The sequence below is a fragment of the Catalinimonas alkaloidigena genome (genome assembly GCF_900100765.1).
GTDB lineage: Bacteria > Bacteroidota > Bacteroidia > Cytophagales > Flexibacteraceae > Mooreia > Mooreia alkaloidigena.
On sequence record NZ_FNFO01000002.1, the window covers coordinates 300,808 to 326,126 of the forward strand.

At 42.9% G+C, this 25,319-nt stretch carries 23 protein-coding genes; 4 read left to right on the forward strand and 19 right to left on the reverse strand.

Annotation, left to right across the window (positions count from 1 at the left end):
- Positions 1 to 61: 61 nt before the first annotated feature.
- A complete protein-coding gene (gene mgrA / locus BLR44_RS04680; protein WP_089679768.1) occupies positions 62 to 1,081 on the forward strand; it encodes an L-glyceraldehyde 3-phosphate reductase in 1,020 nt (339 codons plus the stop codon).
- Between the two features lie 66 nt (positions 1,082 to 1,147).
- Here the strand turns inward: mgrA and BLR44_RS04685 are convergent, their stop codons facing one another.
- The 6 genes from BLR44_RS04685 to BLR44_RS04710 form a co-directional block, all read right to left on the reverse strand.
- The gene (locus BLR44_RS04685) at positions 1,148 to 1,711 is read right to left on the reverse strand and encodes a hypothetical protein (protein WP_089679770.1); all 564 of its coding nucleotides are present in this window, start codon (positions 1,709 to 1,711) and stop codon (positions 1,148 to 1,150) included.
- Positions 1,712 to 1,804: 93 nt separating this feature from the next.
- Positions 1,805 to 2,416: a carboxymuconolactone decarboxylase family protein gene (locus tag BLR44_RS04690; RefSeq protein WP_089679772.1), complete on the reverse strand. Its 612-nt coding sequence runs from the start codon at positions 2,414 to 2,416 to the stop codon at positions 1,805 to 1,807.
- Positions 2,417 to 2,430: 14 nt separating this feature from the next.
- Positions 2,431 to 3,285: an alpha/beta hydrolase gene (locus BLR44_RS04695; protein ID WP_245705975.1), complete on the reverse strand. Its 855-nt coding sequence runs from the start codon at positions 3,283 to 3,285 to the stop codon at positions 2,431 to 2,433.
- A gap of 101 nt (positions 3,286 to 3,386) precedes the next feature.
- Positions 3,387 to 4,289 (reverse strand): DNA polymerase beta superfamily protein, encoded by a 903-nt coding sequence (locus BLR44_RS04700; protein WP_089679774.1) that lies wholly within the window; start codon positions 4,287 to 4,289, stop codon positions 3,387 to 3,389.
- Between the two features lie 105 nt (positions 4,290 to 4,394).
- Complete coding sequence (locus tag BLR44_RS04705; protein WP_089679776.1) at positions 4,395 to 5,531, reverse strand: hypothetical protein; 1,137 nt, start codon at positions 5,529 to 5,531, stop codon at positions 4,395 to 4,397.
- The gene (locus tag BLR44_RS04710; RefSeq protein WP_089679778.1) at positions 5,531 to 6,472 is read right to left on the reverse strand and encodes a hypothetical protein; all 942 of its coding nucleotides are present in this window, start codon (positions 6,470 to 6,472) and stop codon (positions 5,531 to 5,533) included. The genes BLR44_RS04705 and BLR44_RS04710 overlap by 1 nt, the downstream gene beginning before the upstream one ends.
- Positions 6,473 to 7,702: 1,230 nt before the next feature.
- On the opposite strand from BLR44_RS04710, the gene BLR44_RS04715 reads away from it, so the two are divergent.
- From BLR44_RS04715 to BLR44_RS04720, 3 genes are all read left to right on the forward strand, one after another.
- Positions 7,703 to 9,460 (forward strand): NACHT domain-containing protein, encoded by a 1,758-nt coding sequence (locus BLR44_RS04715; protein ID WP_143017120.1) that lies wholly within the window; start codon positions 7,703 to 7,705, stop codon positions 9,458 to 9,460.
- 597 nt (positions 9,461 to 10,057) lie between these two features.
- On the forward strand, positions 10,058 to 10,387 hold the full coding sequence (locus BLR44_RS28515; RefSeq protein WP_143017121.1) for a hypothetical protein: 330 nt from the start codon (positions 10,058 to 10,060) through the stop codon (positions 10,385 to 10,387).
- A gap of 2 nt (positions 10,388 to 10,389) precedes the next feature.
- Positions 10,390 to 11,715 (forward strand): hypothetical protein, encoded by a 1,326-nt coding sequence (locus BLR44_RS04720; protein ID WP_089679782.1) that lies wholly within the window; start codon positions 10,390 to 10,392, stop codon positions 11,713 to 11,715.
- A gap of 550 nt (positions 11,716 to 12,265) precedes the next feature.
- Here BLR44_RS04720 and BLR44_RS04725 read toward each other — a convergent pair.
- The 13 genes from BLR44_RS04725 to BLR44_RS04785 form a co-directional block, all read right to left on the reverse strand.
- Entirely contained in the window at positions 12,266 to 13,192 is a 927-nt protein-coding gene (locus BLR44_RS04725; protein WP_143017122.1) for a restriction endonuclease, read from the reverse strand.
- Between the two features lie 114 nt (positions 13,193 to 13,306).
- Positions 13,307 to 14,443 (reverse strand): AAA family ATPase, encoded by a 1,137-nt coding sequence (locus tag BLR44_RS04730; RefSeq protein ID WP_089679786.1) that lies wholly within the window; start codon positions 14,441 to 14,443, stop codon positions 13,307 to 13,309.
- Positions 14,444 to 14,447: 4 nt separating this feature from the next.
- Complete coding sequence (locus BLR44_RS04735; protein ID WP_089679788.1) at positions 14,448 to 14,729, reverse strand: helix-turn-helix domain-containing protein; 282 nt, start codon at positions 14,727 to 14,729, stop codon at positions 14,448 to 14,450.
- Between the two features lie 257 nt (positions 14,730 to 14,986).
- Complete coding sequence (locus BLR44_RS04740) at positions 14,987 to 15,925, reverse strand: hypothetical protein (protein WP_143017123.1); 939 nt, start codon at positions 15,923 to 15,925, stop codon at positions 14,987 to 14,989.
- A 7-nt stretch (positions 15,926 to 15,932) separates the two neighbouring features.
- Positions 15,933 to 17,162, reverse strand: coding sequence for a site-specific integrase (locus BLR44_RS04745; protein WP_089679792.1), 1,230 nt, complete (start codon positions 17,160 to 17,162; stop codon positions 15,933 to 15,935).
- Positions 17,163 to 17,339: 177 nt separating this feature from the next.
- Positions 17,340 to 17,549: a DNA polymerase beta superfamily protein gene (locus BLR44_RS04750; protein WP_089679794.1), complete on the reverse strand. Its 210-nt coding sequence runs from the start codon at positions 17,547 to 17,549 to the stop codon at positions 17,340 to 17,342.
- Positions 17,540 to 18,310: a nucleotidyltransferase domain-containing protein gene (locus tag BLR44_RS04755; RefSeq protein WP_089680748.1), complete on the reverse strand. Its 771-nt coding sequence runs from the start codon at positions 18,308 to 18,310 to the stop codon at positions 17,540 to 17,542. Before BLR44_RS04755 ends, BLR44_RS04750 begins: the two co-directional genes overlap by 10 nt.
- 24 nt (positions 18,311 to 18,334) lie before the next feature.
- Complete coding sequence (locus BLR44_RS04760; RefSeq protein WP_089679796.1) at positions 18,335 to 19,060, reverse strand: hypothetical protein; 726 nt, start codon at positions 19,058 to 19,060, stop codon at positions 18,335 to 18,337.
- A 127-nt stretch (positions 19,061 to 19,187) separates the two neighbouring features.
- Positions 19,188 to 19,661: a barstar family protein gene (locus BLR44_RS04765; RefSeq protein ID WP_089679797.1), complete on the reverse strand. Its 474-nt coding sequence runs from the start codon at positions 19,659 to 19,661 to the stop codon at positions 19,188 to 19,190.
- Positions 19,662 to 19,693: 32 nt separating this feature from the next.
- Positions 19,694 to 20,428 carry a phosphodiester glycosidase family protein gene (locus tag BLR44_RS04770; RefSeq protein WP_089679799.1) on the reverse strand — a complete coding sequence of 245 codons (735 nt, stop codon included), beginning with the start codon at positions 20,426 to 20,428 and terminating at the stop codon, positions 19,694 to 19,696.
- The gene (locus BLR44_RS04775) at positions 20,425 to 21,285 is read right to left on the reverse strand and encodes a hypothetical protein (protein WP_218127013.1); all 861 of its coding nucleotides are present in this window, start codon (positions 21,283 to 21,285) and stop codon (positions 20,425 to 20,427) included. The genes BLR44_RS04770 and BLR44_RS04775 overlap by 4 nt, the downstream gene beginning before the upstream one ends.
- 290 nt (positions 21,286 to 21,575) lie before the next feature.
- On the reverse strand, positions 21,576 to 23,141 hold the full coding sequence (locus BLR44_RS04780) for a TROVE domain-containing protein (RefSeq protein WP_176955898.1): 1,566 nt from the start codon (positions 23,139 to 23,141) through the stop codon (positions 21,576 to 21,578).
- A 245-nt stretch (positions 23,142 to 23,386) separates the two neighbouring features.
- Positions 23,387 to 25,204 (reverse strand): hypothetical protein, encoded by a 1,818-nt coding sequence (locus tag BLR44_RS04785; protein ID WP_143017125.1) that lies wholly within the window; start codon positions 25,202 to 25,204, stop codon positions 23,387 to 23,389.
- Between the last annotated feature and the right edge of the window lie 115 nt (positions 25,205 to 25,319).

Below are 25,319 nucleotides of genomic sequence, written 5' to 3' on the forward strand. Positions count from 1 at the left end.
ACCGCCGGGACTTCGGGAGGTGTGGGCTATCTTCGCGAAAACCTATTTTTATTTTTACGGAATGAGAACCAACGACCTCACCAGCCTGCCCCAGTACCAGGCGGCTGACGACCGCTACGATACCATGCGCTACCGCCGCTGCGGCAAAAGCGGTATCCAACTGCCCGCCATTTCCATCGGCCTGTGGCACAACTTCGGCAACACCGACAACCTGGAGAACGGCCGCCAACTGCTGCGGAGCGCGTTCGACCACGGCATTACGCACTTCGATCTGGCGAACAACTACGGCCCGCCCTACGGCGCGGCAGAAGAAAACTTCGGCCGGATTTTCCGCCGCGATTTCGCGCCCTACCGCGACGAACTGATTCTGTCGAGCAAAGCCGGTTACGACATGTGGCCTGGCCCGTACGGCAATTTTGGCTCGCGCAAGTACCTGATGGCCAGCCTCGATCAGAGCCTGAAACGCATGGGCGTCGGCTATGTCGATATTTTCTACCATCACCGTCCCGATCCGGATACGCCGCTGGAAGAGACCATGGGCGCGCTCCACTCGATCGTGCAACAGGGCAAGGCGCTCTACGCGGGCATTTCCAACTACTCGGCCGAAGAGACGGCGCGGGCCGCGACGATTCTGAAAGAGATGGGCACGCCGCTGCTGATTCACCAGCCGCGCTACAACATGTTCGACCGCTGGGTGGAAGACGGACTGCTCGACGAACTGGAGCGGCAGGGGGCCGGTTCCATCGTGTTCTCGCCGCTGGAACAAGGCGTGTTGACGGATAAATACCTGAACGGTTTTCCGGAAGATTCGCGGGCGGTGCGCGACGGGCGCTACCTGCAAACCAGCAACATCACGCCGGCCGTGCTCGACAAAGTGCGCAAGCTCAACGACCTGGCGAAGGCCCGGGGGCAGAGCCTAGCACAAATGGCCGTGGCCTGGTTGCTGAAAGACGCGCGCGTCACTTCTGTGCTGGTCGGCGTCAGCCGGGTCGAACAGCTGAAAGACAACCTGAAAGCGATCGAAAATCTGTCGTTCTCCGAAGAAGAACTCTCGAAAATCGAGACGATTTTACAATCCTGACGGTCCCACGCCGGTACGATTACGCCTACGCCGCCTGTGTACCCACGCAGGCGGCTTTTTTTGATCTTAACTCAGCTCCTGCTGGCAGAACCGCAGGATGTCTTGCGCCAGCACCAGCGCTTCGCCTGTCCCGAGGGCCACCGCCGCGCCCTGCATGCCTTTCCGGAGCGATTGGCCACGCCAGTGCACTTCCGTACGATCCGTGTGCGGCCAGCTGATTTCCCGGTGCTGTTGCCAGGGCGACATACATCCGACCAGCACGTCGAGGTAGGCCAGCATCTCGTGATAGGGGTGGGGCACTTTCCGTTGAAACTTACGCAGGTTGATCGCCGACGAGTGCGTACAGTAGGCCTGAAGCCACCCGTAACACGAGCGGAGCAGATGCGCCTGGGCTTGCGAGGCCAGAATGCCGAAATACCCCAGTTGCATGTCGTAGTCGGCGAAAACGGTATGAAAGTCTTCGCCCCGGATCAGTTCCAGGGGGAGATGGTGTACATCCAGAATGCACCGTTCGCGGCGGGCCTCTTCGTAGTGGCTGATGGTATAAAATCCGCTGAAGAAACTAAAACGAAACGTGTGGAGGTAAAGCTTGATCTCTTTCAGGAGAACATCTTTCGTCCAGGGTAACATAAGTCGCGTAAGAGGTTGAGTCGCGACACATACGGGGTGTGCCCTGGGTTGGATTTCAGCGCGATGGAATAGCGGCGAGAAAAATAAAAAGTTTCAGTGCGATTTCGGGTAGGTGTGTTTGCCCGGCGACCACCCCGCTTTTGCCAGCAGGGCTTCGCCCGAGGCCACTGCCCCTGGTTCCAACGCGGTGCCCATCGAATCGTTCCAGCGGTTCAGAAAGCCGAACAGGGCGATCACGCCCAGCATCTCCACGATTTCACCGTCGTCCCAATAGTGGCGCAGCCGGTCGGCAATGGCGTCGTCCACGCCATTGGGAATCGTGGCGCTGGCCCACGCAAACTCCAGGGCGGCCCGTTCCGCTTCCGAAAAGGCCGGGTGGGTACGGTAGTCCCAGATGTGTTCCCGTTGGGCCGGTGCCGCGCCGTAGCGTTCAGCCGCACGGATGGTATGCGCCTGGCAGTAGCGACACCCCGCCGTGTGGCTGGTCACGTAGCCGATCAGCCGTTTGAGGGCGCTGGTCACCCGTCCGCGGTTTTCCATAACCGCCTTGTTCATCTCGATAAAGGCGTAGGCCATCCGGGGGCGGATGTGCATCGTACGGACGCTGTTGGGGCAGAAGCCGAGTGTCTCTTCGTAAAACTGAATCAGTTGTTGCAGTTCGGGATCGTCCTCGCCCGATTGGGGAAGCACCAGCGGTTGTTTCATAAGGGTGGGAAAAATTACTTCTCGACGGTTTCGGGGCTTGTGTGTTTGCGCTTCACAATACGGTGCACTTCGTTGAGCAAGAGGGGGAAGGCCGGGGCGGTCATGTTGTGGCCGTAGCCGTCCATTTCGTAGAGCGTCGTTTCTTTATGACCGGCCACTTTCATCATCCGCATCAGGTAGGCGTTCTCTTCGTAGCGCCCCAGCATCTCCAGTTCGCGGTCGCCGGTGATCAGCAGCAGGGGCGGCGCATCGGGTCGGACGTGGTAGAGCGGCGCATACGCGTCGACGATGGGTTGGGTGCCGGGAATACCGCGCTCTTCGCGGATCGTAAAGTGGGTGATGGTGTGGCCGCTGAAGGGAATCAGTCCGGCGATCTGATTGGCGTCGATGCTGTATTTCTGGAGGTAACGCTTGTCCAGCCCCACCATGCTGGCGAGGTAGCCACCGGCCGAATGCCCTGACACAAAGATCAGTTCGTCACTCCCTCCGTAGTCCGCAATGTGTTGAAAGACCCACGCCACGGCAGCCGCCGCATCTTCGATGTAGGCAGGATTCTTCACTTTGGGCGAGAGGCGGTAGTTGACCCCCACCACGGCGATGCCCTGTTCCTGCAACGCCTCCGGCAGTTCCTTCTCGCCGCCGGTAATGCCGCCGCCGTGGAACCACACCACCGTTGGGAAGTTCTGCACGCCCTTCGGGTAATACAGGTCCAGCACACACCGCTCCCTGATATACGCATCGGATTTCGCGACGGAGGCCGGGTAATACGGCAGGTTGCGCTCGGTGACGTACGTGGTGGCGGTTTGCGCCCCACCCGTCAGGCTAAGCAGCAGAAACAACAGAAGGTAAGGGAAGCGTCTTGACATCATAGCGCGGAAAGTAGCCAGAAAAGAAAACATTTGCCATAGCGACAGAAGTAACCGCGGTGGCGGGCCACTCCGTCGCTACGGCAAATCGCAATAACGCTATACTAGTAATTTTGCGGCCTCTGTTCCGCATAATACGCCCTTCGCAGTGCCACCAGCCGCGCGTTGATCTGCGTCAGATCCGGACGGTCGGGGAGGGACGATTGGGCAAAGGCCGCCTCCATCTCCCGCGTCTTTTCCTCCGCCCGCGCCAGCAGCTCCTCGTACTCGAACGCGCCTGATTTGACCTGCAACAGAAAGTCCCGGTTGGGCCGCCGCACGTGGATCTCACTCGTCCGGCCGATCTCAATGGCCATGTCGAGCAGCCGAAGCGTGTGCATCAGGTTCTTGGCGTCGTAGTTCTTGCCGTGTTGGACCGTATTCTCGTAGCGCGCCTCGTTCCGTTTTTCTACCCACGCCCAGTATTCCTTGTACTCGCGACAATAGGTGGAGTAACCGTCTTTGTTAAAATAGAGCACCGCCGCCTGCACCGCCTCTTTCGGAATGGAGCTGAGCGCGACTTCGTTCGACGTCGCCTTGCGGACAATCCCCGCGTAGTCCGCCGTGGGATCATGGTAGAGACCGTAAAGATCTTTCATGTGCGGGAGGTTGACCAGCCCGCAGTCTTCCTGCCGCCAGCCGCGTGCCGCTAAAAAATGAAGGAGTGGAACAGAACCCTGGTGTTGGTTGACATAGCAGAAATCGAGCGGCGTTTTCCGTTCTTGGGCGACGGGATTAACGATCTTCTTATTGAGGCCGCGCGCCTTGCGCATCTGTGACAGCGCGAACTTGCCGAACGAATCCTGACACAACTTTGAAACGAACAGCGACGGTTGCAGTCGCTCCAGCAGCGGATGCCGGTACCGTACGCACGAGGGAGGCGAAGCGAGCAGCTCCAGGATGTTGGGGTTATTGGCCGCCAGCAACTCAAAGAAGCGACGCAGTTCGTAATAGACCTCGTGAATAATTCATAAACCCTTGTAAGTCAAGTACTTACAAGGGTTTTTTGTTTTCAGGTACAACATAGATACAACACTTAGATTATATAAAGAAGTAAGTTCATAGACAGTATTTTATTTTATACAGTAAGGCCAAGCATATTGCGAAATAGGTAATCTACCTTCATTGTCGAAGTCTACTCCAATTGATCCATCTAAATACTCATCAGGATCTTTGTTATCAGGCAAAAAGTTGTATTCACTGTCCATTTTGCTTGCCACCCTCTGTAATTCGCCTTTGTTACCTCGTATATCTATGGTCGTAAACCTAGCTACTTGATGTGTTTTAAAATTTATTACCTGAAACTTGTGATCTTTGTCTTTATGCTCTGGATATCTTTCTTTATCCAATTGAGATGTTTCTTCACATTTACTTTCTAACTTTAGCAATGGAGTGTAACCATGTATATTTGTTATAAGTTTCATGCTTATACCTACTTTATCTCGAACAGTTTTATAAGCTAGCTCTTCAAGTATGGGTAGATATTCAGCTAGATCTTTAAAAAATGAGTAATCGCGTTTGCTTGCTCCATGCGCTATTTTTGATCGCAGTCCTCTAACCTTGTTCATATTAAAATTTTTGATATCATACTCACTCGCTAAGGACTTGATGTACTTTCCAGTTGCCTTATGTGGCAAGCTTATTTCAAAATTACATGAAGGGCATATTGTGGTTTGAAATTCTTTCGATTCTAAGTTAGCAACGAAATCAAGAACAGAGTAAAGGTATAGGAACTTGTCATCCAGTTTAGGAGTATTTTGGTAATATTTTAATAGCCTGAGCAGATTGTAATACTTTGATTTTTCTGTATCGAGAGCAGTAAAATCAATAAAGTCATCTTTTTGTAAGCCTACTCTTTTTCTAAAAAATGAGGAGTGAATATGTAGCATTGGAAATTCGCCGCCTATTTTCGTTTTAGCATACGAGATAGCTAATGGAGAGTAAATATTTGCCGGTTGGAAGGTGATAAAGGAAAGTTGATCAATAAACTCACTGAGTAAATCAATAGAGCGGTAATAAGCAGTATCTATATCTTCCTCAGTCTGTCTTTTCGTATAAACTTCTAATAGGTGTAATTCTTTAGGAAATTCAGTTTGATCTCTCAAAACTCTAATCAGTGATTCCTTGTATTTAAAGTAATCATCTTCAAATATAACGTTCGCCTCAATAAGGGCTATAAATTTCCAGTCAGAATTAGCAATTTTATACATCAAGGTTTAATTGAATTTGGAATATACTGAATAGGATTATCAACAACTTCTTGTTTTGTCATGTACCAAGTAATAGTCAAAATAATCAATACTATGATAATTCCAATTGTAACACCTAACCTAGCCCAAAACTTTTTTCTCTTCATTTTATTTTCGATCTCTTGCCTAGAAGGTTCATTATGAACTCGCCCATAAATTTTATCTCTAATGTTAGAAACATTTTCAATTGCTTGCTCTAGCTCATTAACTTTATACTGGAAATCTTTATCTTCTTTATACTTTGTTGACTCTCTTAATGTCATGTAATCAGGCATTTCACTGCCACTACTTGAACTTATTCCAAACCCAACTAGAATCACAAATATCATAAATATACCAATTCCTATATTTAGAATAACCTTCCCAATTAGTCTATATTGTGATAATGAAAAGGAGGATATCTCTTTTACTCCTATGATAGTAGAAGAAATAGATAGATTCGATTCTTTTTCTCCTTCATATATTATTTGCGCAGTTAGACCATCATTTCTTTCAAGAATATGAAAATTTAATGCTAATGTATTATCGTTAATCTTAATAAGTTTTAGATTGCAGACATCTCTAGAGCTTTTTATTATTTTGTAGTCTATTATTTTAACATTGCGATCAAGCTTAAATATTACATTCTTTAATATATCTGTACTAAGTATTGGATCACTACCTTTATTCCAAAAGTAGAAAGTCATACTTGTTAGATCGCTTCTGATTTCATTTCCATCTGGTGTAAAAATTTTTATGGGAGCTTCTTTTGTTCGAGCTGTATTTAGAATCTCTAGTCTGATGGGATCTACTATAAAAGTTGGTTCCTTTTCTTTCTTTGTTCTCTCATAAAAATAGATCGTAAGTACAATACCAAATAGTCCTATACAGAGTCCCAAGATACCCAGTAAGTCTTTTTTCATAAAAAATTGCTGATTAGATTAAAATTTTAGGTGTTGAGGGGATATTAATATTTCTGTTCATCAAATTTTTAGCCTCTATTTTAATGAATTATCAGCAGAATCTATCAGTGATGTTGATGAAGGTCAAAAGACAGCCCCATTGAAAGGACTGCCTTTTTGTGTTACTTCCCATGCCTTACAGTGAGTATATTCTTATCTAAGGCTATAAAACAGCCATTAGAAGCATATTCAGGTTGGTAGGAATACCTGAAGTCAAGTTTTACCTCCTGTCCTCCATACGGTAGTTTATGCATGTATGGAGCTACCTGCTCTCTTTTTACTCTTCCTGGCAGATGTTTCCCAACTAAGTACCTACATTCCTCCTCAGGAAGGCTACAAGCTACCAGGAACTTCACCCTTGTACTATGGTCTAAGCCTGAGAATTCAGATTGGATCTGGATGTGATGACCATCTACCAGTAAAATGAAGAATCTTTTGCCTTCCTTGTTTTTACATTGCTCGAAATCTACTACAGTTAACATAAGCTATACCTATTAATCTGGATTGATCTAGGGCAGAGACATTCTGCCTTGTATAGCTGTGTGGGCTGGATTAGCTGCTTAAAAGGGGCCGGTTAAGGATGGATAGAAGAGGGCCGGGGGTGCTTTAGGTGGTAAGTACCTACCAGAATTTTTACAAAAAAAATTTTTTAAGCCTAATTGTATTGGAGCAAATAATATCGAGAATACCTGAAATATCCATAATACCAAGAATAGGTGCTATGCGTATTCCTGCTATTTCAGGTATTATGGGTATTTCGAGTACTACTGACCACCTTCCTAATGATAATTTCCCCCATCATAGGAAGTCCTCTTGAAGTCTCGGATATTAAGAAAAAGCTATATCATAGGTAAAAAGAATTTCGATATCCCAAGTACAGGATTTTATGGGTATCTCTGTAAGCTCCCGCTCTTACTCTCATTCAATAATAGTCTATGTATTATAACCTATGAGGTTCTGGACTAGGTAGCAAAGATCCAAGTAACGCAGACACCTTCTGATGTATATAGTTTTCGGGGTTAGAGCATATAGGTAAATGGGGGAAATTGAAATAGCAAGAACGTTATGTTAAGAAACAACTTTAAGATCAATACCTATAATTCAGTATTGCAAGCTAAAGAAAAATATACCAACTTGAAAGTTATAAAGTCCTGTTAAACATATAATAAAATAATCTTAATTCTAATCGTAGTGGATATAATAGAACCATTAATTGCGCCTATTCAAGATTTTTTAAAAAGCAATGGCTTTGAAATGCCTAATTGGTTTGTTGAAGTAGTGTTATTAGTATTACTACCTTTTGGATTATGGATTCTAAATAAAATAAAAAACAAAATAAGTAGGCATTTGAGGTACATTAAGAAGGCTAAAGATTTACATCCATATTTTACAAAATCATATGTTAAAGAGGCTAGGAAGTATTATGTACCAACTAGACTTAGAGATAAACCCCCATCTAACTATGAAGATTATCTAATGTCAAGAACTATTGATATTGACATTGACGCAATTCAATGGTTTAAAAGTAAAGGTTTTGGTTTTACAGACGAAGACGATGCAAGATTTTATTTGATACTATCTGATTCAGGAATGGGCAAGAGTACATTAATGGTAAACTTATATATTGAGTATAGTTCATACTTTTTTAGGAAGTATGATATTAAACTATTTACACTTGGTCATCCTCAAACACTGGAGGATATTAAAAAGATAAAGGATGACTATAGAGAGAAAAAAACTATACTTTTGTTAGATGGGTTTGATGAAGATAGTGAAGCTGCGCAAGATTGGAAAAAAAGATTTAGAGAATTAATAGATATTGTCCAAGGTTTTAGAAAAGTAGTGATAACATCTAGAACTCAATTTTTCCCAAATGAGATTGAAGAGCCATATGAGTTACATATTCAAAAAAATGGTAAAGATAAAGAAAATCACACATTTCATAAGATGTATGTTTCTCCATTCTCAGATTCAGATGTAAAAATGTATTTAGATAAGAAATTTGGAAGATACAATCCTTTTAATTTCGAAAAAAAAGAAATAGCTAAAAAAATAATAGATCAATCACCGAGTTTAATGGTAAGGCCTATGTTGCTTTCTTATATAGATGATCTTCTTCAGACATCCTCTAGTTTTAAGTATGTTTTTCAAATCTACGATCAGTTGATTTTAAAATGGATTTCTAGAGAAGCAAATAGATTTGGATCAGAGAGAGCAGATAGTTTTAGGGAAAATTTGCAATTATTTTCAAGGATAGTTGCACTCAAGATTTATGAAAAGTGGAGTTCAAGACCAATAGAGAAAGGCCTATCACTAAGCGCGGAAGATATAGAGAAAATAGCAAAAGATTTCGATATTGAACTTGACTCTTTAGAAATGAAGAGTAAATCACTTTTAAATAGAAATGCTATTGGTCAGTATAAATTCTCACATAAATCAATATTAGAATTTTTTCTTGCAAAGGAGTATATTATAAATGAAGATTTTAGTAAAAAATTTGATTTTATAGGATTTGATCAGGCTAAGAAATTTGTAGGTGAATTTAGCAAGGTGAAATATGTTTTGAAGTTTATTGATGAAAAGAATATTAAAATATACTCTTCTGTTTTTGAAATATTAATAGGTGAGCAAAAGGTTGCTAGGTTTGTTAAAACGATCTCATTAAATGAGACTCAGTTTTATGATCTTTTAATAAAGATGGATGATTCAATATTTGTAGAAGGTTTTAATGAATTAATATTTGAAAATTTGGTGATTCAAAAAGATTCATCAAAATATAAGATTGAAAACATAAAAAAGTTTACAACGTTAAAGCGAATTACATTATTCACTAATGTAGAAAAGACGTATAATGGTAAAATTAAAGAATTAAAAGAATTGATCCCAAATTGTTATATTCCTGGTTGGGATTTCTTTATAAATCAAGACTCTAGCTACAAATCTATATAGCTATTTAGCATTGATTAACCTGTTCCTAAATAGTCAAGCTTAAAGAAGTATAGTCAAGACTGATTCAGGCTTGACTATTTAGGATTATCATAAATAAATAATAAGTAGAAAGTGAGAAAAGCATTCATTATATGTCAGTGAACACAGCTGTTGTAACATAAAAAAGTTTGAAAACTGCTTCAGCATATGCCTAGCTAAACAATGCACGATAGTCAGCATTGGATTGTTACAAACTTTATATATGCCCCTTGTAGGGGTTTTTTTGTGGCATAAGCTCTTACTTCTACCTACTGCAATACCATAATATGAAGTAGAGGGTCGATGTATTTATGCATTAATAGAGAGGAATAATTGGTGGCTAGTCATTGTCAGATAGTATTAAGAGAGATGTTAAAGCTATTCTATGTAGATGTGCTGAGTAAAGAGATGTGGAAAGGGGGATTTTCTATGGTGTAGAGTAAACAATGGAAAAGTCTCATAGCAAAAAAAATGAATTAAAAAATACTGAAAAGTAAGTATTGATCTAAATGTTTAAAATTTAAACATTTGCTATTCAAATTTGTATTTGCCTTAATCTATTAGTTCAATGATTTATAAATGAGTAAAATAACATTTAAGTTTAAACTGGCTCTCGTAGATGGTATGAGAGCAACAACTTTCAGAATTGATTCTGAAAGACTTTCTGAAGATGATTTAGAAATTATGAGATCTCCTACAGATACTAATGTGATAGAAGGAGAGATTAGTATCGAACCAATCCTAAGTACTGTTGTAATTAGTGTTTGGGGTGTAGGGAAACCTAACCTTGTTGGTAGTTTTAATATAACATATAAAAATAAAAAATTTTTCGATGTAGACGAAAAGCTAGTAGTTAATAGTGGTGCAAGATTTAGATTTTATAAAACTCAGATTAAAATACCTTATTAAATATGAAAATTAAAATTGCTTATCTTCTCGTTAGTATTTTTTTGTGCTATCCATTGTACTCGCAAAATTTAACTGAAAGTGCTAAAGGAGAAAGTTCACTCCTTATGAGGGGTAATAATGCTTCCTTAAACTTGGGGGAGGCAGAATTAAGTTTTGGGCTGAATAATTTAAAGAAAAGCCTAGGAACGGCTTCATATTTAATCTTTGGAGTAAATGCTGTAGCAAAGAATGAATCAGGAATAGGCAATATATTTGACAGAGGATATTTAGTGCCTGAAGGGAAATTTAATGGTTTCTTAGGCTTATCTTGGTCAAATGGAATTCCTGAGGCATTTGAAGAAGAGTATAGTGGTGAAATTGAAAAATACCAAAAGTTTATCAGTGACAGTAGAAGGTCTTTTGATGAATATGTTACAAGATATATTTGTGAAAATAGCGATGAGGATTCATCACTGTCAAACATAAGGAAAGAATTGTGTGATGAATATAAAGAATTGAATAGTCCACAAATGTTTTTAAACACTCTTAGAAGCAAATTAAAGCAAGAAAAAGATGCTAAGAGAAAAAATTTCATATTAGGACTTTATGATGAGCTATCTGATAAAATTGACGATTTTAAAGAAACTAAGGATTATTATGATACTATAGTTGAAAATATGGAGAATACTCTTCAAGAAAAAGTATATTGGCAATTGATGGTTTTTGGGCTTGGAGGTATTAATGCTAGTGAATTTAAAAGGTTTGTAGGGTATGATAGTACTAATCTAAAAGATAGTTTCGAGGATGAATCATTTCGTGGTGGTAGAGGAGGTATTGGAATTAACTTTCAGTATGGAAGTTTTAATTTAGGTATCACCTATAGCTATTTGGAGACAAACAATTTTGTAATACTATCTAAGAAGGATTATACATGGAGGTCGTCTACTTCATTAAACAATCAGACGGTTATTGAAGAGAAAAAAATTGCCGCTTACTCTGGTGCATATGATAATGTTAAAATTAATGAGTTGAATATTGATTTATTATACAATGTAAAGCTTGATAAAGAGCCTAAAAACCACTTGCTCATCAATCCTTACTTGAGATCTCAGCTATTTTCTCGTAGAAGTGATTTGTTACCTAACTCAACAAATGTTGGATGTGGTTTTTATTTCTATCAGCAAAGTGGTGTGTTCTTAGGAGGAGTTTACGCTGAAGTTTTTGATGTTAAAAATAGTTATGAGAAGATAAAACCAGCTGAAGAGCAAAATCTTAGAGAGCCTATAAACAGATTGACATTTGGGATAGTAACCAAAATTACAATCGGCAGCTTATTAAATGTTTTCTAAACTCTAAAGCTCGTTATCATACATAACAGATTTTGTTATAAGGTCTGATAAAAAGTAAGTCGAGTTGCACTTATTGTATGTTTTTTGAAGTATATTAAAAATGGCAATTTTATCTATTAAATTCCAACTTCATTTATAGTGTAATATATTATATTTGAGTGTTACTTGTTTTGTACTAATAATGAAAATTTAAAGTATGTATCGTGGTTAGAATAAAATATATTTCAGTCTCTACTCCATGTATATAGTCACAGATTGTGCTTAAGTAACGGTATGTGGATGGACCTCACTGATTGAGTGATAATGTTGTGAATATAAGAAGAGTGGTTAAAATAAAGATATAGGAATTGAATTCTTAGCCTCATGATTGACTTGAATGGATAGGTGTACTACCTTCATGCTAATCATTACTATGAGAGGCTTATAATGAGCTTCTCTATTATTACCATTATTCATTACTATGTCTCATACTTCCTGATGGCAGTTCAAAAATATCCATAGTTGCTACTATCATGTTTTGTAAGGTGTTTCGTTGAAGAAAAAAATACATTCATTTGTTATGTCTTTTTAAGAATATCCTTGAGAGATTGCTGCTCCAATTTGATCCACAAAACTTATTTAGAAGCATTACTAAATCTGACCAATTAATTAATTCAATTCTTGGGTTATTATTTTCCATTTTTTTTGCACTAGAGCTAAAGGCACTACTTGTGACTAAGACTCCTTTAGAAGCTTTCTCACTGGCAACAACTCCAAGAAGGCTTCTGACAGTACCAACCCCTATATTAGGAGTATATCGCTTACATTGAACAAGAACTGTTTCTTTTCGTCCTTTTTCATGCTTTTTGGCAATTATATCTATGCCACCATCATAACTATCTTTAGTTAATTCTGTCTCATAATCCATGTTTATATATAAATACTCTACTAGCCATTCAAATTCTTTAGGATTCAAATTTAATAGTATATCTCTTGGATGAGTTTTATCTAAATATTTTGCTCTTATAAGAGTTAAGGTATTTAGTAAACCATTGATTCTGAAATCAGGTAAAAACCAAAAATGAGCTACATAGTATGCTTCTACAACATTTATCGCCATTGTTGGGTTATTGGGTAACAGGTCTATGATCCATGTTAAACCTTCCCAATTAGGTTGCGTTTTACTCGATAGTCTTCTTATGTATTCATTGTATTTATATTCATTTGCAATGTCAGTACCATTCTTTTTCTGAATTGACAGGTTCTCTAATACATATTTATCTGCAACTAAATTACCGGTGGGCATTACAAACAATCTAATTAAATTAATTACTTCTTCCTCTTTCCTGCTATCGATCGTATTTAGGTATTCACATTCCATTCCTTCTGTTGGAAAGCAATAACTTGGAAAAAGTAGACGTCTTTTAGGTGAAGTTATACAAGATAACCATTCTTCTAGACTTAAGTCTTTTGCTTCAATAATTTGATTTTGCTCCAATGTGATCGTGGTTAGGAGTAAGATTTTTTAAATATACATTATTAAACAGAATACCCATTCTAGATTTTTACTGCTATTATGGGTATTCTTGATATTATGGATATTTTAGGTATATCACTCTTCTAGTTCTATAGAAATCATTCTATAAATTCCTTTTGATACTCTTTCTATCTTCTTCCAATTGATTAGTTTCTCAAGGGCTTTATTAAGTGTTCCTTGTGACATTTTTCCTTCTGAAGCTTCTCCTTCAAACTCAGCCTTAAGCTCCTTCCATTTGATCTCTTTTTCTAGATTTACTTGGAAATATAGCAGGACTTTTTCTGCATTTGTATCATCAACCCTTCCATCTTTTCTTCGGTTAATCTCGGTTAGGGAGCTTACCCCTTGTACTTCAATCCAATGATTATCATTGATTTCAAATTGGATGATATCATCTGAGTCTCTCTTGTGTCTGCTAAATACTTCTTGAAAGAATCTCTTTTTTTCTTTCGTCCTTGTGATCCCTAGCATAAACTCAGGTTCTTGTTGTACCAATCTACTACCAGCAGCATCTTTCATACTGAGCAGTTCATCTACATTCTTAGTAGTGTGGTGAACGAAGATTCCTGTGAGACGGTATTTCTTTACTATGATTCTAAGATGTTTCATCAATGCTCCTGCTACTGTACTTTTTTCTATTTCTCCTCCTTCTAACCTCGTTAATGAATCAATCATCAATATCTCTATCTCATTCTCCTTAATTACTGTTTCTAACTTCTCCCAATCAGCTTCGCTTGTGAAGTATTGGGGAAATTCTTCTGAGATAAAGATTATATTTTCTGCAAGGTCGTCCCATGTGGCATCAAGGTACTCAAGCTGTCGCTCAATTTTTTCATATACTTCTTCTGGCATCATTTCCAAGCAAGCATATAAAATTTTAGGAGGTTTTTCATATTTGAGCAAAGGTAGACCAAGAAACTCTTCTTTTTGTAGGGCTAAGGATAATGTTAAACACTCGATGAGAGTTGATTTACCGCTTTTACTTGGTCCAACAATGATGCCCATAGATCCTTCTTTTATGGATGAAAAAACCATTCTCTTCTTGGGCCTATCTTTAAATACCTCTCGCATTCTATTTGCAGGTATTGTAAGTGATGGCTTCTTCTTTTCTTCTTTCTTTACTGCAATTTCTTGCTGATTAGCTTCTGTTGCTGATGAATGGCTATTCTCGTTGCCATTCTCCGTGTTATTGTTTTCCAATTCTTCTTTCATCTTTCTACTTGACTAAATTTTTAACACTATACTTTTCCAACATTTGATCTATGTCTTCTTGTCTGAAGTAGATCTTGTTTTTGATTTGTGTGAAGCTGATTACACCTTCGTTTCTCCAGTCTTGCAGCTTTCGAGGGCTAACCTCTAATAGTTTGCATGCTTCTTTAATGGTGTAAGGCTTCTTTCTCTCTTTCTCCTTGTCCTCTTCATACAAGGCTTTGAGGTACTTATAGATGCCCTCTAATTGCATCTTATAAGCTTTAGATTCAAACGTGATAATTGTCATTGTTTTATCAATTTTAGTTCAACAATGACTCAAAGGTATAGTGCTAAATGAGGCAATATGATGAAGCTTAATTGAGGGTAGAGTGAAAGGTAGAGTATATAAAAGCAAAAAAACGCAGCTACATTTCTGTAACCACGCTTTGATAATTGTGAAGTATTTTAAAAGTTCTACTCTACTGTAGAGTTATCAGTAAGTGGGTAGAGTTTGGATAACTTATATTAAGTTATTGATAATCAATAACTTGCTTAAAAATAGGTTTAAGGGATAGCCAGAAGGCTGATTATTTCATCCAACTGCTTTCTTTGTGTATCGCTACATTTCCCCCCAGGTCTTTGCAGTTGTCCTGTATCAAGTGGCCGCTTATGCTTATCATAAAAGCATCTCACAGCAATCTTCCAATGATTCGTGAGCTTTGTATCACCCTGGTCACCTTGTATCAATGCTTTATCTTTCAATTGCTGAATCAGATAGGCCAGTTCCTTATTTGCTTTTGCCCATATAACAGGTTCCTCTACTGGCTTGCCTGATAATATCCTTTTAAATTGTGCTGATGTTGTTTCTTCTGAAATGAATTTTCTGTGCTTCAACGCATTGTAGAAGTTCTTTAGGCAGTCTGAGTAATGGAAGTCATTAAGGTGAGTATACTTGAATCCAGTAGTAATACTATCATCTACTGATTGAATGCTCTTGGCAGATGATTGTGAATTCGATTCATCTACATGGGTAGAAGTTACTTTCTTCTCCACGTAATTTAAGACCTGCTGAAGCCCTTCTTTCACAAAGGGGTACTGATATAGTTCAGTAGCATTTGGTTCTTCCAGATAGCTTCTAATCGTAGTATGGTAATGCTTTACAATGTTATCCTGAATTTCAGGAGAAGCTTTGTAAATCTCAGCATCCAACTGTGTTATCGCATAAGAAGTCGCTTCCTTGGTTTCTTCTTCTAGTTGATTTTTGAAGGAATAGTAGAACCATTCATCGGTATAAGAGGCAAGTGGAAAACAGTAGTAGGATACTATTCTTCCTTCCTCATCCTTGTCAATGTCCTTAAATCCGTGCGTTTCATGCCCACTTTCATCATTTGCCCTCTCTTCAAATTCCTTTTGAAACCTATCCTTTCTCTCTTCTACTCCATTCAAGGTTAGTATCTGATCAAAGTAGAATAGGGGGGATTGTTGGCTTTCAACTTTTACCATAGCATCATTAATTAAAAACATCCATTGCTTTATCTAGCTCTTCATTTACCACCTTTGCGTAAATCTGAGTTGTCTTTACGGAAGTATGGCCTAATAGCTTGGATACATACTCTATACGCATACCCTTACGTAATGCTCTGGTTGCAAAGGTGTGTCTACTAGTATGGAATGTTAACTTCTTGTCAATTCCAGCCTCTTTAGCAATATGCTTTAAACTCTTATTGGCATGATTGGAAGCTGTTTGAATAGCTTTATATAGGACTTTGGGGTCTGAATAATCGAGATCATTTCTCAGAAATGGAAATATGTAGTCAGTTGACTTAGTATTAGGATGCTTATATTCTTCTAGTATCTGTATAGCACGAGTAGGAAGTTTTATTGATACAACATCTCCTGTCTTGTGCATCGTAAGCGTAATCTTCTCCCCATCAAAGTTTAACCATTGCAGTTGCAAAACATCTGATATCCTTATACCTCCTGCCCAGCAACAGAAAATATACATATTACGTCGATGATGCTTCTTACTTCCTGATTTTAATAAAAGAGCATCTATCGCCTGTAAATCTTCTTCTGTTAGATATTCTTTGGTAGTTTTTTCTGTTTTCAGCTTGTGGCGTAGAAAAGGATTTTTTTCGATTGAAATAACATCTTCTGTCACTGCGTCGCTAAATAACTTTTTGATGATCTTGATATTCGAGTATACAGTATTAACAGAATTACCAAGATCCTCCTTCAAGTAGGTTTCATAGCGTTTAAGAAAGCTTACAGTAACATCGTCGAATAGTAAGTCCTTCTTGCCTAGGTAGGTTTCTAATTTGGAAATCACAGTTCTAGCCTTATCCCATGTTCCAATTTTTCCTGCTTTCTCCAATGAATTGATGTATCGATGAGCATATTTTAGGAAACTTTCAGAAGACTTACCCATGATAGCCTCTTTAATCTTCTTTGGCGCTACATACTTTGAAGTAGTTTCCAGATCTAGAGCTACATCTTCTGCATCAGACCTCTTTTTGAAGATAGCCTTGTTGTACCGCTGCACCTTCAACCTCATCTCTCTTCCCTTCAACCCTTTGATCTTAACTACCTGTTGGGTCTTCTCATCCCATTCTTCTTCTAGCACCTTAATACTAAGGGCAATGAACTTTGCCTTACGATCCTTGATGATTCTAAGGTATAGGGGAGCCTTGCCAAACTCGTCTACTTTGTTGGCTTTACGTACTACTTTGACACTTGCCATAAGGGAAAAGGGATGTTGTTGTTATACTATAAGGTACAATAATTCCAGATGAGGTACAACATTGGGTACAACAAATATCGCTTTTATATGCAATTGCCTGCTTTTAAATACTCCCCAAATATTGTCAAAATGACCATTTTGAAGCAATGAGAGGTATTTTGAAGTAATATAATTCAATTAACGCAGTTCGTAATAAACCTCGTCGTTCGTCGCGTTCTGTACTTGCGGCACGTAATCGAGGCCGTAAAATTCCGCTTCCGGCAGAATGAAGACGCCCTTGAGATCGGTGTCCGACGTGGGTGTATCCAGGCCGTAGGCGCGGCTGCCACTCAGGCATTCCAGCACGATCCAGCCGCGCTGGCGCAGTTCCTCAACCGTCAGTTCCATGTCGTCTGAATGGTGTGGTACAGAAATTCATTCATCGCCTCCAGGTTTCCTTTTCCTGCCGGAAGGTCGTTCGCGCGTGTTTCCGCTTCCGCCAGCGTTGTCCGGATGAAGTCGGTCAGCAATGGCTCGGCCGGATGTATATACGCTTCCGACTGCCCGGCTTTGAGTGCGATCAGTTCCTCGATCCGCTGCCGTAGGGCCGGGGCGATGGTCAGTCTGTCCAGCATCTCCGGAAAGACGATGGGCGGCGGCGTATCGTGTGTCAGCACCCACCGACAGGCCGTGGCCGCCCGCAGCGCATAGAAGAGCCGTTTGAGTTTGCACGTCGCGTGTCCGTCGATCTCCTCGAAACTCTTCTTCGCCATGTTCAGGTAGTGGTGCATCGTCGCGACGGGCGAGTAGCACGCCCCTGCCAGCGCCTGCATTTCCGCTAAAAAGGCCGCGTCGGTACGGTAAACGATCGGCGACTGGAGGCGTTCGAGCAGCGCGGCATTCGATTTCCAGAGCAGCCGCAGCGCCTTCCGCAACTCCCAACCCGACAGGTCGATCAGCCCGTCGTCCTGGAGCTGTTCCAGCGAATCCTTCGGTTCATGCAGCGACACGTACCACGCCGGGCAATGCACGTACAGAAACCGGACGTCGTAATCGCTGTCCGGCGACGGAAACCCCCACGCCCGCGACCCCGTCTCGCACGCATACAAGATGCAAATGGCGTGCATCCGCTCCAGTTCCGCCAGCCGCGTTTGAATCAGGGTTTTCATGGGGATGTTGATGTAAAATGACAATTACTCACTTTTGTTCTCTTCAAGCCATTTCATTATATACTCAAAAGATTCATTTTCAGTCTTCCGAAAAATTTCCTCAGTTGCTATTGTAAAAGCTATAAAGTTCTGTGTTAAATAATTTAGTCTCTTTTTGCCTAAAATAGTGTTAAAATGTAAATCATGAACATAGCTGTGACGTCTTTCGAAAACTTCAGCTATATTCTTTTGCCATTCAGGATAATCTTTGTTTAATTGAATGCTGCTTGATTTAAAATAATTAGAGTGAGTATTCGTGATATCAATTTCAATAGCTCCTGCTTCCTTTAAGAATGATTTTCCCATAAGCTTTGAAAGAACATAATCAATACTTTCAAGGCTTTGAAAAGAATAGTAGATCGCTATGATTTCTTCCGTTTTTAAATCTTTATGTTTGAATAGCTGGTGTGCCTCGTATAATGATATTTTTTCTTTTAAGAGATCTCTTTGATTATCATTGCCAAATAATCCTCCTCTCTTTTTGATCGAATCTTTTATGAATACCTCGAGAGCTGTAACTAGATTTATTACATAATTTTTGCGAGCCTCTATTTTTGCTTTCTGATTATTTGTATTTTTCTCTACAATTACATTTACTTCTTTGGCGATGTTGACTTTTGCAATAAAATTGTTTATTGGATAAGGCTTCCTTTTATTGTAGTACTTTTTGTATTCTTCTACTTTGTCTTGTATTCTTTCAAATGTATTCATGATGCGAAGGCCTTTTTGCTTGTGAGAGAGTTTATCAAAATAATGATCTCATGAGTATATGGTTTTTCAGATTATTGCATATGTCCAATTCCGGCAGCTAAGCAGCTCCTCTTCTGGCTTGGTTAGCTCATTCCTGTGAGTTCCATTGTGGATTGATGCCTCCGAGTTTCCCAAATTCCAAATCCGGATCGTTGGATTGGAACATCCCAATGAAGAAGTAACCGGTTAGGGACCAGTTGCGAGAGGTATGCGCAATGATGTCAAGAAGGGCTTCACAAAAAGAGCGGCTTTGGTCCGTTAGGTTGTCGAATCGACGGAATACCAACACCAATCCTCTGAATCGCGTGTCATACAAATCGCGTAAGCAGTCGTTGAACGCATTAAGATTCTCACCGTAGTAACCAGGAAAACCAAGTGCTTCTTTGAGATGTTTGTGGACGTGCTTGATGTTCCATTTGGCCACATTGATGTCTATAATGTGATAGTTTAGCTTGCTGAGCGTAACCAGATCTTCATCCAAGAAGCCATTGTTCCGATACAGAATGATGGAGCTATCCTGGATAAGTTGAATGTCGGCGGCAGGTTCTTGCTGCGGTCTCATGGTTAAGTTGATGTTTGTAAAGTAGTTGCTTACTATTCTGGTTTAGTGACGCCGATCATCACCCCGAAGTCGCCATCCAGTTGCCTCCAGTCTTTTTCCGGCAGGTACATGCGCGAGACAAAGCCATCGAGGTAAAGCGCCTGTTCACACCCCAGATCTTTAAAGAAGCTGGCAAGATCGTAGAAATTGATTTCGGTCTTCGAAAGGGCAAAGACGACACGCCCATCTGGTAAAATGCCTACCCCGTTGCGAATGTGAAGATTTGTAGATCCTTTTTTGAGGGCAGGATGATACTCGCCATCCATCAGCAACATCGGTCCTGATTGCGTGGCGTACTGCACTTGTCCGTCGTTTGAAAACTGGTCGGTGGTGCAAATCACCGCCTGACGATCGGTCGTCAGGTAAAAGACGCCATTCGGTTTAAGGTAGAAATTGCCTTGCCCGGCAGTCGTATCCAGTGAGGCAAGTAGCTGCCCATTTTCGATATAGAGCCCTTGCGGAGCGTGGCTCGGCGTAAACATGCCGCCATTCATAGCAAATACTAACTTTTCCCGATGGCTCTCGGTGAATTGCTTCAGGCGGCTAAAGCTGTGTAGTATGTCTTCTCGGTCGTCTTTCCAATAGAACTTGAGGTCTTGCGTGCGTGGATCGGCGGTGTAGCTGATGATTCGATCCTCCAAAGAGTTATGTGCTGATCCAATAGCAAAGAATCCTATTACGGTGCAGACAATAAGTAGAAGAACCAAGATATACTTCCAGTACTTCATAGCTGGCGGTTTTTACTAATCTCAATTGAGCTCAAAGCATCAATATGATACTTAACTTTAGAGTTTAGTTTTAAATAATCATCCTCTATGCTCTTGAATAATTCTGATAAGTAAATTATTAGCTTTGATGTCAAAATAGAATTGATGGTGATGATTAGAGAGCATGGTTTTAAGGTGTTTTTTTCTACAGAATAAATGGTGTTGTACTGTCTGTCGCTTATATGTTCTGAATGTGCATAGTTCGAGTATATTTGCCACATTTCATCGATGCGCGAGGCTTCAATCCCACTTGTTGCAAGCAAATCCTTTGTACTTAGGAGCCTGGCAGATTTGGGTTTGAGATACGCTTGTCTTTGCTTCTCTGAGGCGTTTCTATATAAATCCGATTTTTTGATATTAGTTATAGATTCGTCTATTTCCGAGTTTATCTTGCTGAGATGTACATGTTTCTCTGGGAATGTGGAGGATGTTTTGAAACTTGCTTGTTTTTGTAGTCCATGCAATTTGTAAATGTTGTATCGGAAATCTTTTTCTGAATCAGAAACCTTATCAAAAAATAAGTAAAACATAATTAAGAAGCTCTCAATCTGCATTCTTGTGATGCTATTTATAGAGAATACATCAGTTATCGATACTTCTTGATTAATGAGATTGAATCTATTGCCTTTGATTAGATTTATAAGGCTATGATTTGCTAAGCCAAATCGAAAAAACTTTCCTTCAAGCTCCCGTTGATGATATTTCATGCTTACTTTTTTGTCAAACAATGACTGAGTAAGCTGAAATAGTGCCTCTGTAATGAGTTCAAAGTGTATCAAGCTGGTTCTGGTGTCATTTTCATTGACAGCGCGGTACATTTCCAATGCATACAAGTTTCTATTGTCCATAATCATCTTTTATAAGTCGAGTAAAACTAAAACACCGGGGCGACTGGCGCACTGAGACTAGATAGCGTGTTGATTACACCACAGATCAGCGAATCTGATCCGGCCGGATTGGTTACCGACATCTCCAGCACCTAAAGCGAAGTAACTCAGCGCTACGGCACCCGGTAGTATTTTAAACTTTTAAAAAGAGGAGCGACAAGCGGCGTGGGCCTTTTGTTTGGTAAGACGAAGTATCCCACGTCTACGGCATCCTCAAGATTTTATACGTCAATCTGATTAATTTCCGCTACTACATCAGAGCCACGCTCGGCGGCTACCATCAGGTCGAAGATTTTCTCACTCCAACCCCCGATGGTCACCACGCCTTCCTGGAAAAGCGTATTGCCATAGCCGCGCAGGTCGATGCTGTAGGTCATCACCGCCGGGTTCCAGTTCCGGTATTTCCGGAACAAACGGTTGAAGTCGTCTGCGCGGTGCCCTCTACGGCCGAACCAGTTGCAGCCGGTACCGATCTGACAGTCGGAGAAAATCAGGATACGATCCACGTGGATCTGCTCCTGGATCAGCCGCTCCATCATCTCAAAAATACCCTGTTCGGTCGAAGGACCACAGGTGGCTCCGGCCTGGCTCACGTGTGCAAAGTTCGTAAAGACCCCTTGTGTCCGATCCAGGGTCGGTATCACCAGCCGGTCGCCGAACAACCCGATTTCCGTCGCTTCCATTTTCAGGCCGCACAGCACCGCAAACAGGTTGGCGATGTCGGCGGTCGAACGTCGGCTCATGGCCGAAACCGCTGAACTTCCGCCCGCGTCGCCGCGCATGCTACCCGAGTTGTCGGTCAGAATCAGCGTCCGTCCCCGTAACGCCGGCAGGTTGTCGACCGCCACCGAAACGGCGGTTTCCAGGGCGGCCAGCGTCTGAGTGATCAACGCGTCTTGTGCAGGTGTCAGGTTTTCTTCCTGTTTTAGTTTCTGCACCTCGGCGTAGGCCGACAGGTAGCGGAACGGCACCTGCCTGGCGTTATGTACCCGTGTCGGCTCGGTCAACACCGTCAGTACTTTCTGTACAGTCACAGGTGTTGCTTGCTGAATCAGGTTCCGCAGGTTCCGTAGCAATGCCATGTAGCCCATCTTACCGCTTTCTACCAATTCCTCCCAACGAGCTGCTTTGGCGTGCAAGCGCAGCGTTTCGGTGTCAAAATGCTGCTGACCGAGGGCCGAGAGTTCGGTTTCCCACGTGTAAGGCGTTGGCAGCGTGTCGGCCGTCAACTGGTCGAACAAGAGTTGCTGGGCCAGATCTTTGGCTTTTGGATGCACCAGGAAAAGCGCGTCGCGCAACGTTACCTGTCCCGCCCGGTTGTATTTCGCCAATTGGTACCCGTCGAACCGATTGAACGCATCGGCCAGGCCGCGCTGCAATTGCTTCGAGAGGCGGTTGAGTTGTTTCGTGCCCTGGCGGTCGTTCGCGCGCTGGTAATACGCCAGCAGTTCCGTGATTTCGTCAGGGCGTTGCACTACACGTGCCACCGTCCGGCGTAGCAAGTCGTCGCCACAGTGGATTTTCGCCAGCTCCACCACCAGGACCAGCGGCACGGTGCGCAGGTACATCTGTGTGCGAGTGTATACGGCCAGTCGGGCCACAAATTGGGGTGCCACCTGGGGGATCAGGGCACGAATACGCTCCAGTCGCTGGTCGGCCTTCTCGTAATAGGTGTTGTCCAGCATCGTCGAAACCACCGTTGTGTAAAGTTCCATCTCCGGCGTCAGTCGGTAGGCACGCCCTCCCATGTAGTTGCGCAGCGTTGGTAGCGGTTGGTTGAATTTCATCTCTGTTTCGTTTTCGTGAACTGATGAAACAAAGGTGAAGGGCTACTGCGCAGTCTTTTTGCGCAGTTGAAAAAAGTTTTTACTTTTTTTGAAATGCTTCGCCTGCGATCTTGCCCGGAGCGGGTGGAGGGCGCGTACGCGGTGTGGGGCTTTTTGGCATAGAGGTGGGCGATTGCCAAAAAAAGCGGCAGACTCTTTTTGCCTGAGCCTGCCGCGTCTCAACCTGGGTTGAGCAGAAAATCTCCTTACAATCTGCCGGAGAGGTACACGTTGCCTTCGACCGAAATCAGAAGTTCGTCGTTTTGCGTGTACGTCATGTCGTTGATGCTGCTGTATTCAAAGGAGGTGGTAAGCTCGCGGACCGTGCAGTTTTCGTTCGGGTCGCTGCACTCCACAAATTGCAAGCGGCCTGTGTCGTAGTACAAGTTGATGTACCGGCCATCCCGGGTGCGGTAGTTGGTCAGTCTGAAGTGGGCGGGTGCTTCTTCTTCCGGCATGCGCTCGTACGTGACGCCAAAGTCGCGGCTGATCTGGTAGACGTACGTGGCGTTGCTGAACGGGGTGATGTTTTCTTTATAAGCGATGACGCCGTTGGGGCTGATCATTTTGGGACTGCCGCCCAGGGCCTCTTTTTTCGAGCCGGGAAGCTCTTCCCAATCGATGCCGTCGGTGGAGGTGTAGACCGTCTGCTTGTATTGGGGCATGCTGAAGCCTGTGCCGGGCGATACGTACGTATACGCGCCGATGCCCAGTCCGTAGTAGAGCCCTTCGGGCGTGCGGGTAAAGTACAGCGGGCGAGGCTCGTCGACCGACCGCAGCGTCCATTCGTTGCCGTCGGTCGAGCTGTAGGTGCCCGTGGTGGTGTAGGCAATCGGGCCACCGTCGGTGTAGAGCACACTTTTGATTTCGCCGATCGGTGACGTCCGGAAGGTTTTGGTCTGCCGGTTGTAAAGCTTGCTGGCAAAGTAGAGGTGGTCGCCGAACAGGAAACACGCCCCGATGCGGCTGTTTTCTATCGTAGCCGGCAGGTAGGCGGGTGTGCCCTTCGTGTATTTGATCAGGCCCCCGTCGATGCGCGCGCCGTTTTCGAGGAAGCCTTGGGTGTAGAGGTTGTCGCCAACCTGGCACAGCGGAAACTGGTAGGGCGTCAGGTGGACGCTATCGCCTTCGGTTTCGAACACACGGGCCTCACCCGCGTAGTTGAGCAGGTTGACGTAGGCTTTGTCGCCGTAGAGTTTGATGCCGCCTTCCGTGTTGAGGTAGATCTGGTATTCTTTAGGATAGTGGTAGTAGTTGACCTCGCCGGTGGCGAAGGACGCAATTAGGCAACCTCCCTCTTTGGCGTAGGCAAAGTAGCCATCGTTGAACACCCGCTTGGTGCGCTTCTGGACCAGCCCGTTGCCGTACAAGCGGCTGAAGTCGAGGGTGAGTTCTTTCTCGGTGTAGGTGCGAGTGGTTGCGTCAAAGATACCAACTTTGTTCCCGTAAAAAAAGCCCAGTTGCTCGCCCGAAGTGCCACAGAAGTACGACTTGTCAAGCGTGGCGACCACGCCCGTGCTGACGAAAGCGCCGTCTTCGTAGAGGTGAAACGTCGGCTGACCCGTCTGGGCATCGTTCTGGATGTTCACGATCTTCCCCGAGGCGGTGACGGCCAGCGTCTGAGACGGAAGCGTTTCCACCGTTGAGGCAAGCGTGTGCGTGTAGCCTCCGTACACAAATTTTCCGTCGTTGCTGATCGAGGTTTCTACCAGTTGCCGGTCCAGGTTCGAATTAGTGTACCTGGTAAGCGTGGCGCCGCCGTCGGTCGAATACATGAGTTTCGGCGTTGTATTGTCGTAGTACGAAATCAGCATGTACTGTTCGTTTGGACTGACGTTGATCGTGCTGGCCCAGGCCGAGGGGGTTGTTTCTGCAATCTGTGTGAACTGCAGGTGCCCCCCCGACGGCGACGGATCGGACGAGCTTCCCGCCTGCGGGTCGCAAGAAAACAATAACGTAGCGACTCCTACCGTACCGGCTACTGTGCCTAGATGGAGAAAAGAAGAGGATCGAATCCAGCTCATAAAAACGTGGGTTTTAGGGCGACGTCATACCACTCCCCAAACAAGCATCAGGTTTGGGAAGGAGGTCGCATTTTTTACTATTTCAAGAAGCAAGGTGCGCTGCACACGCACCCGG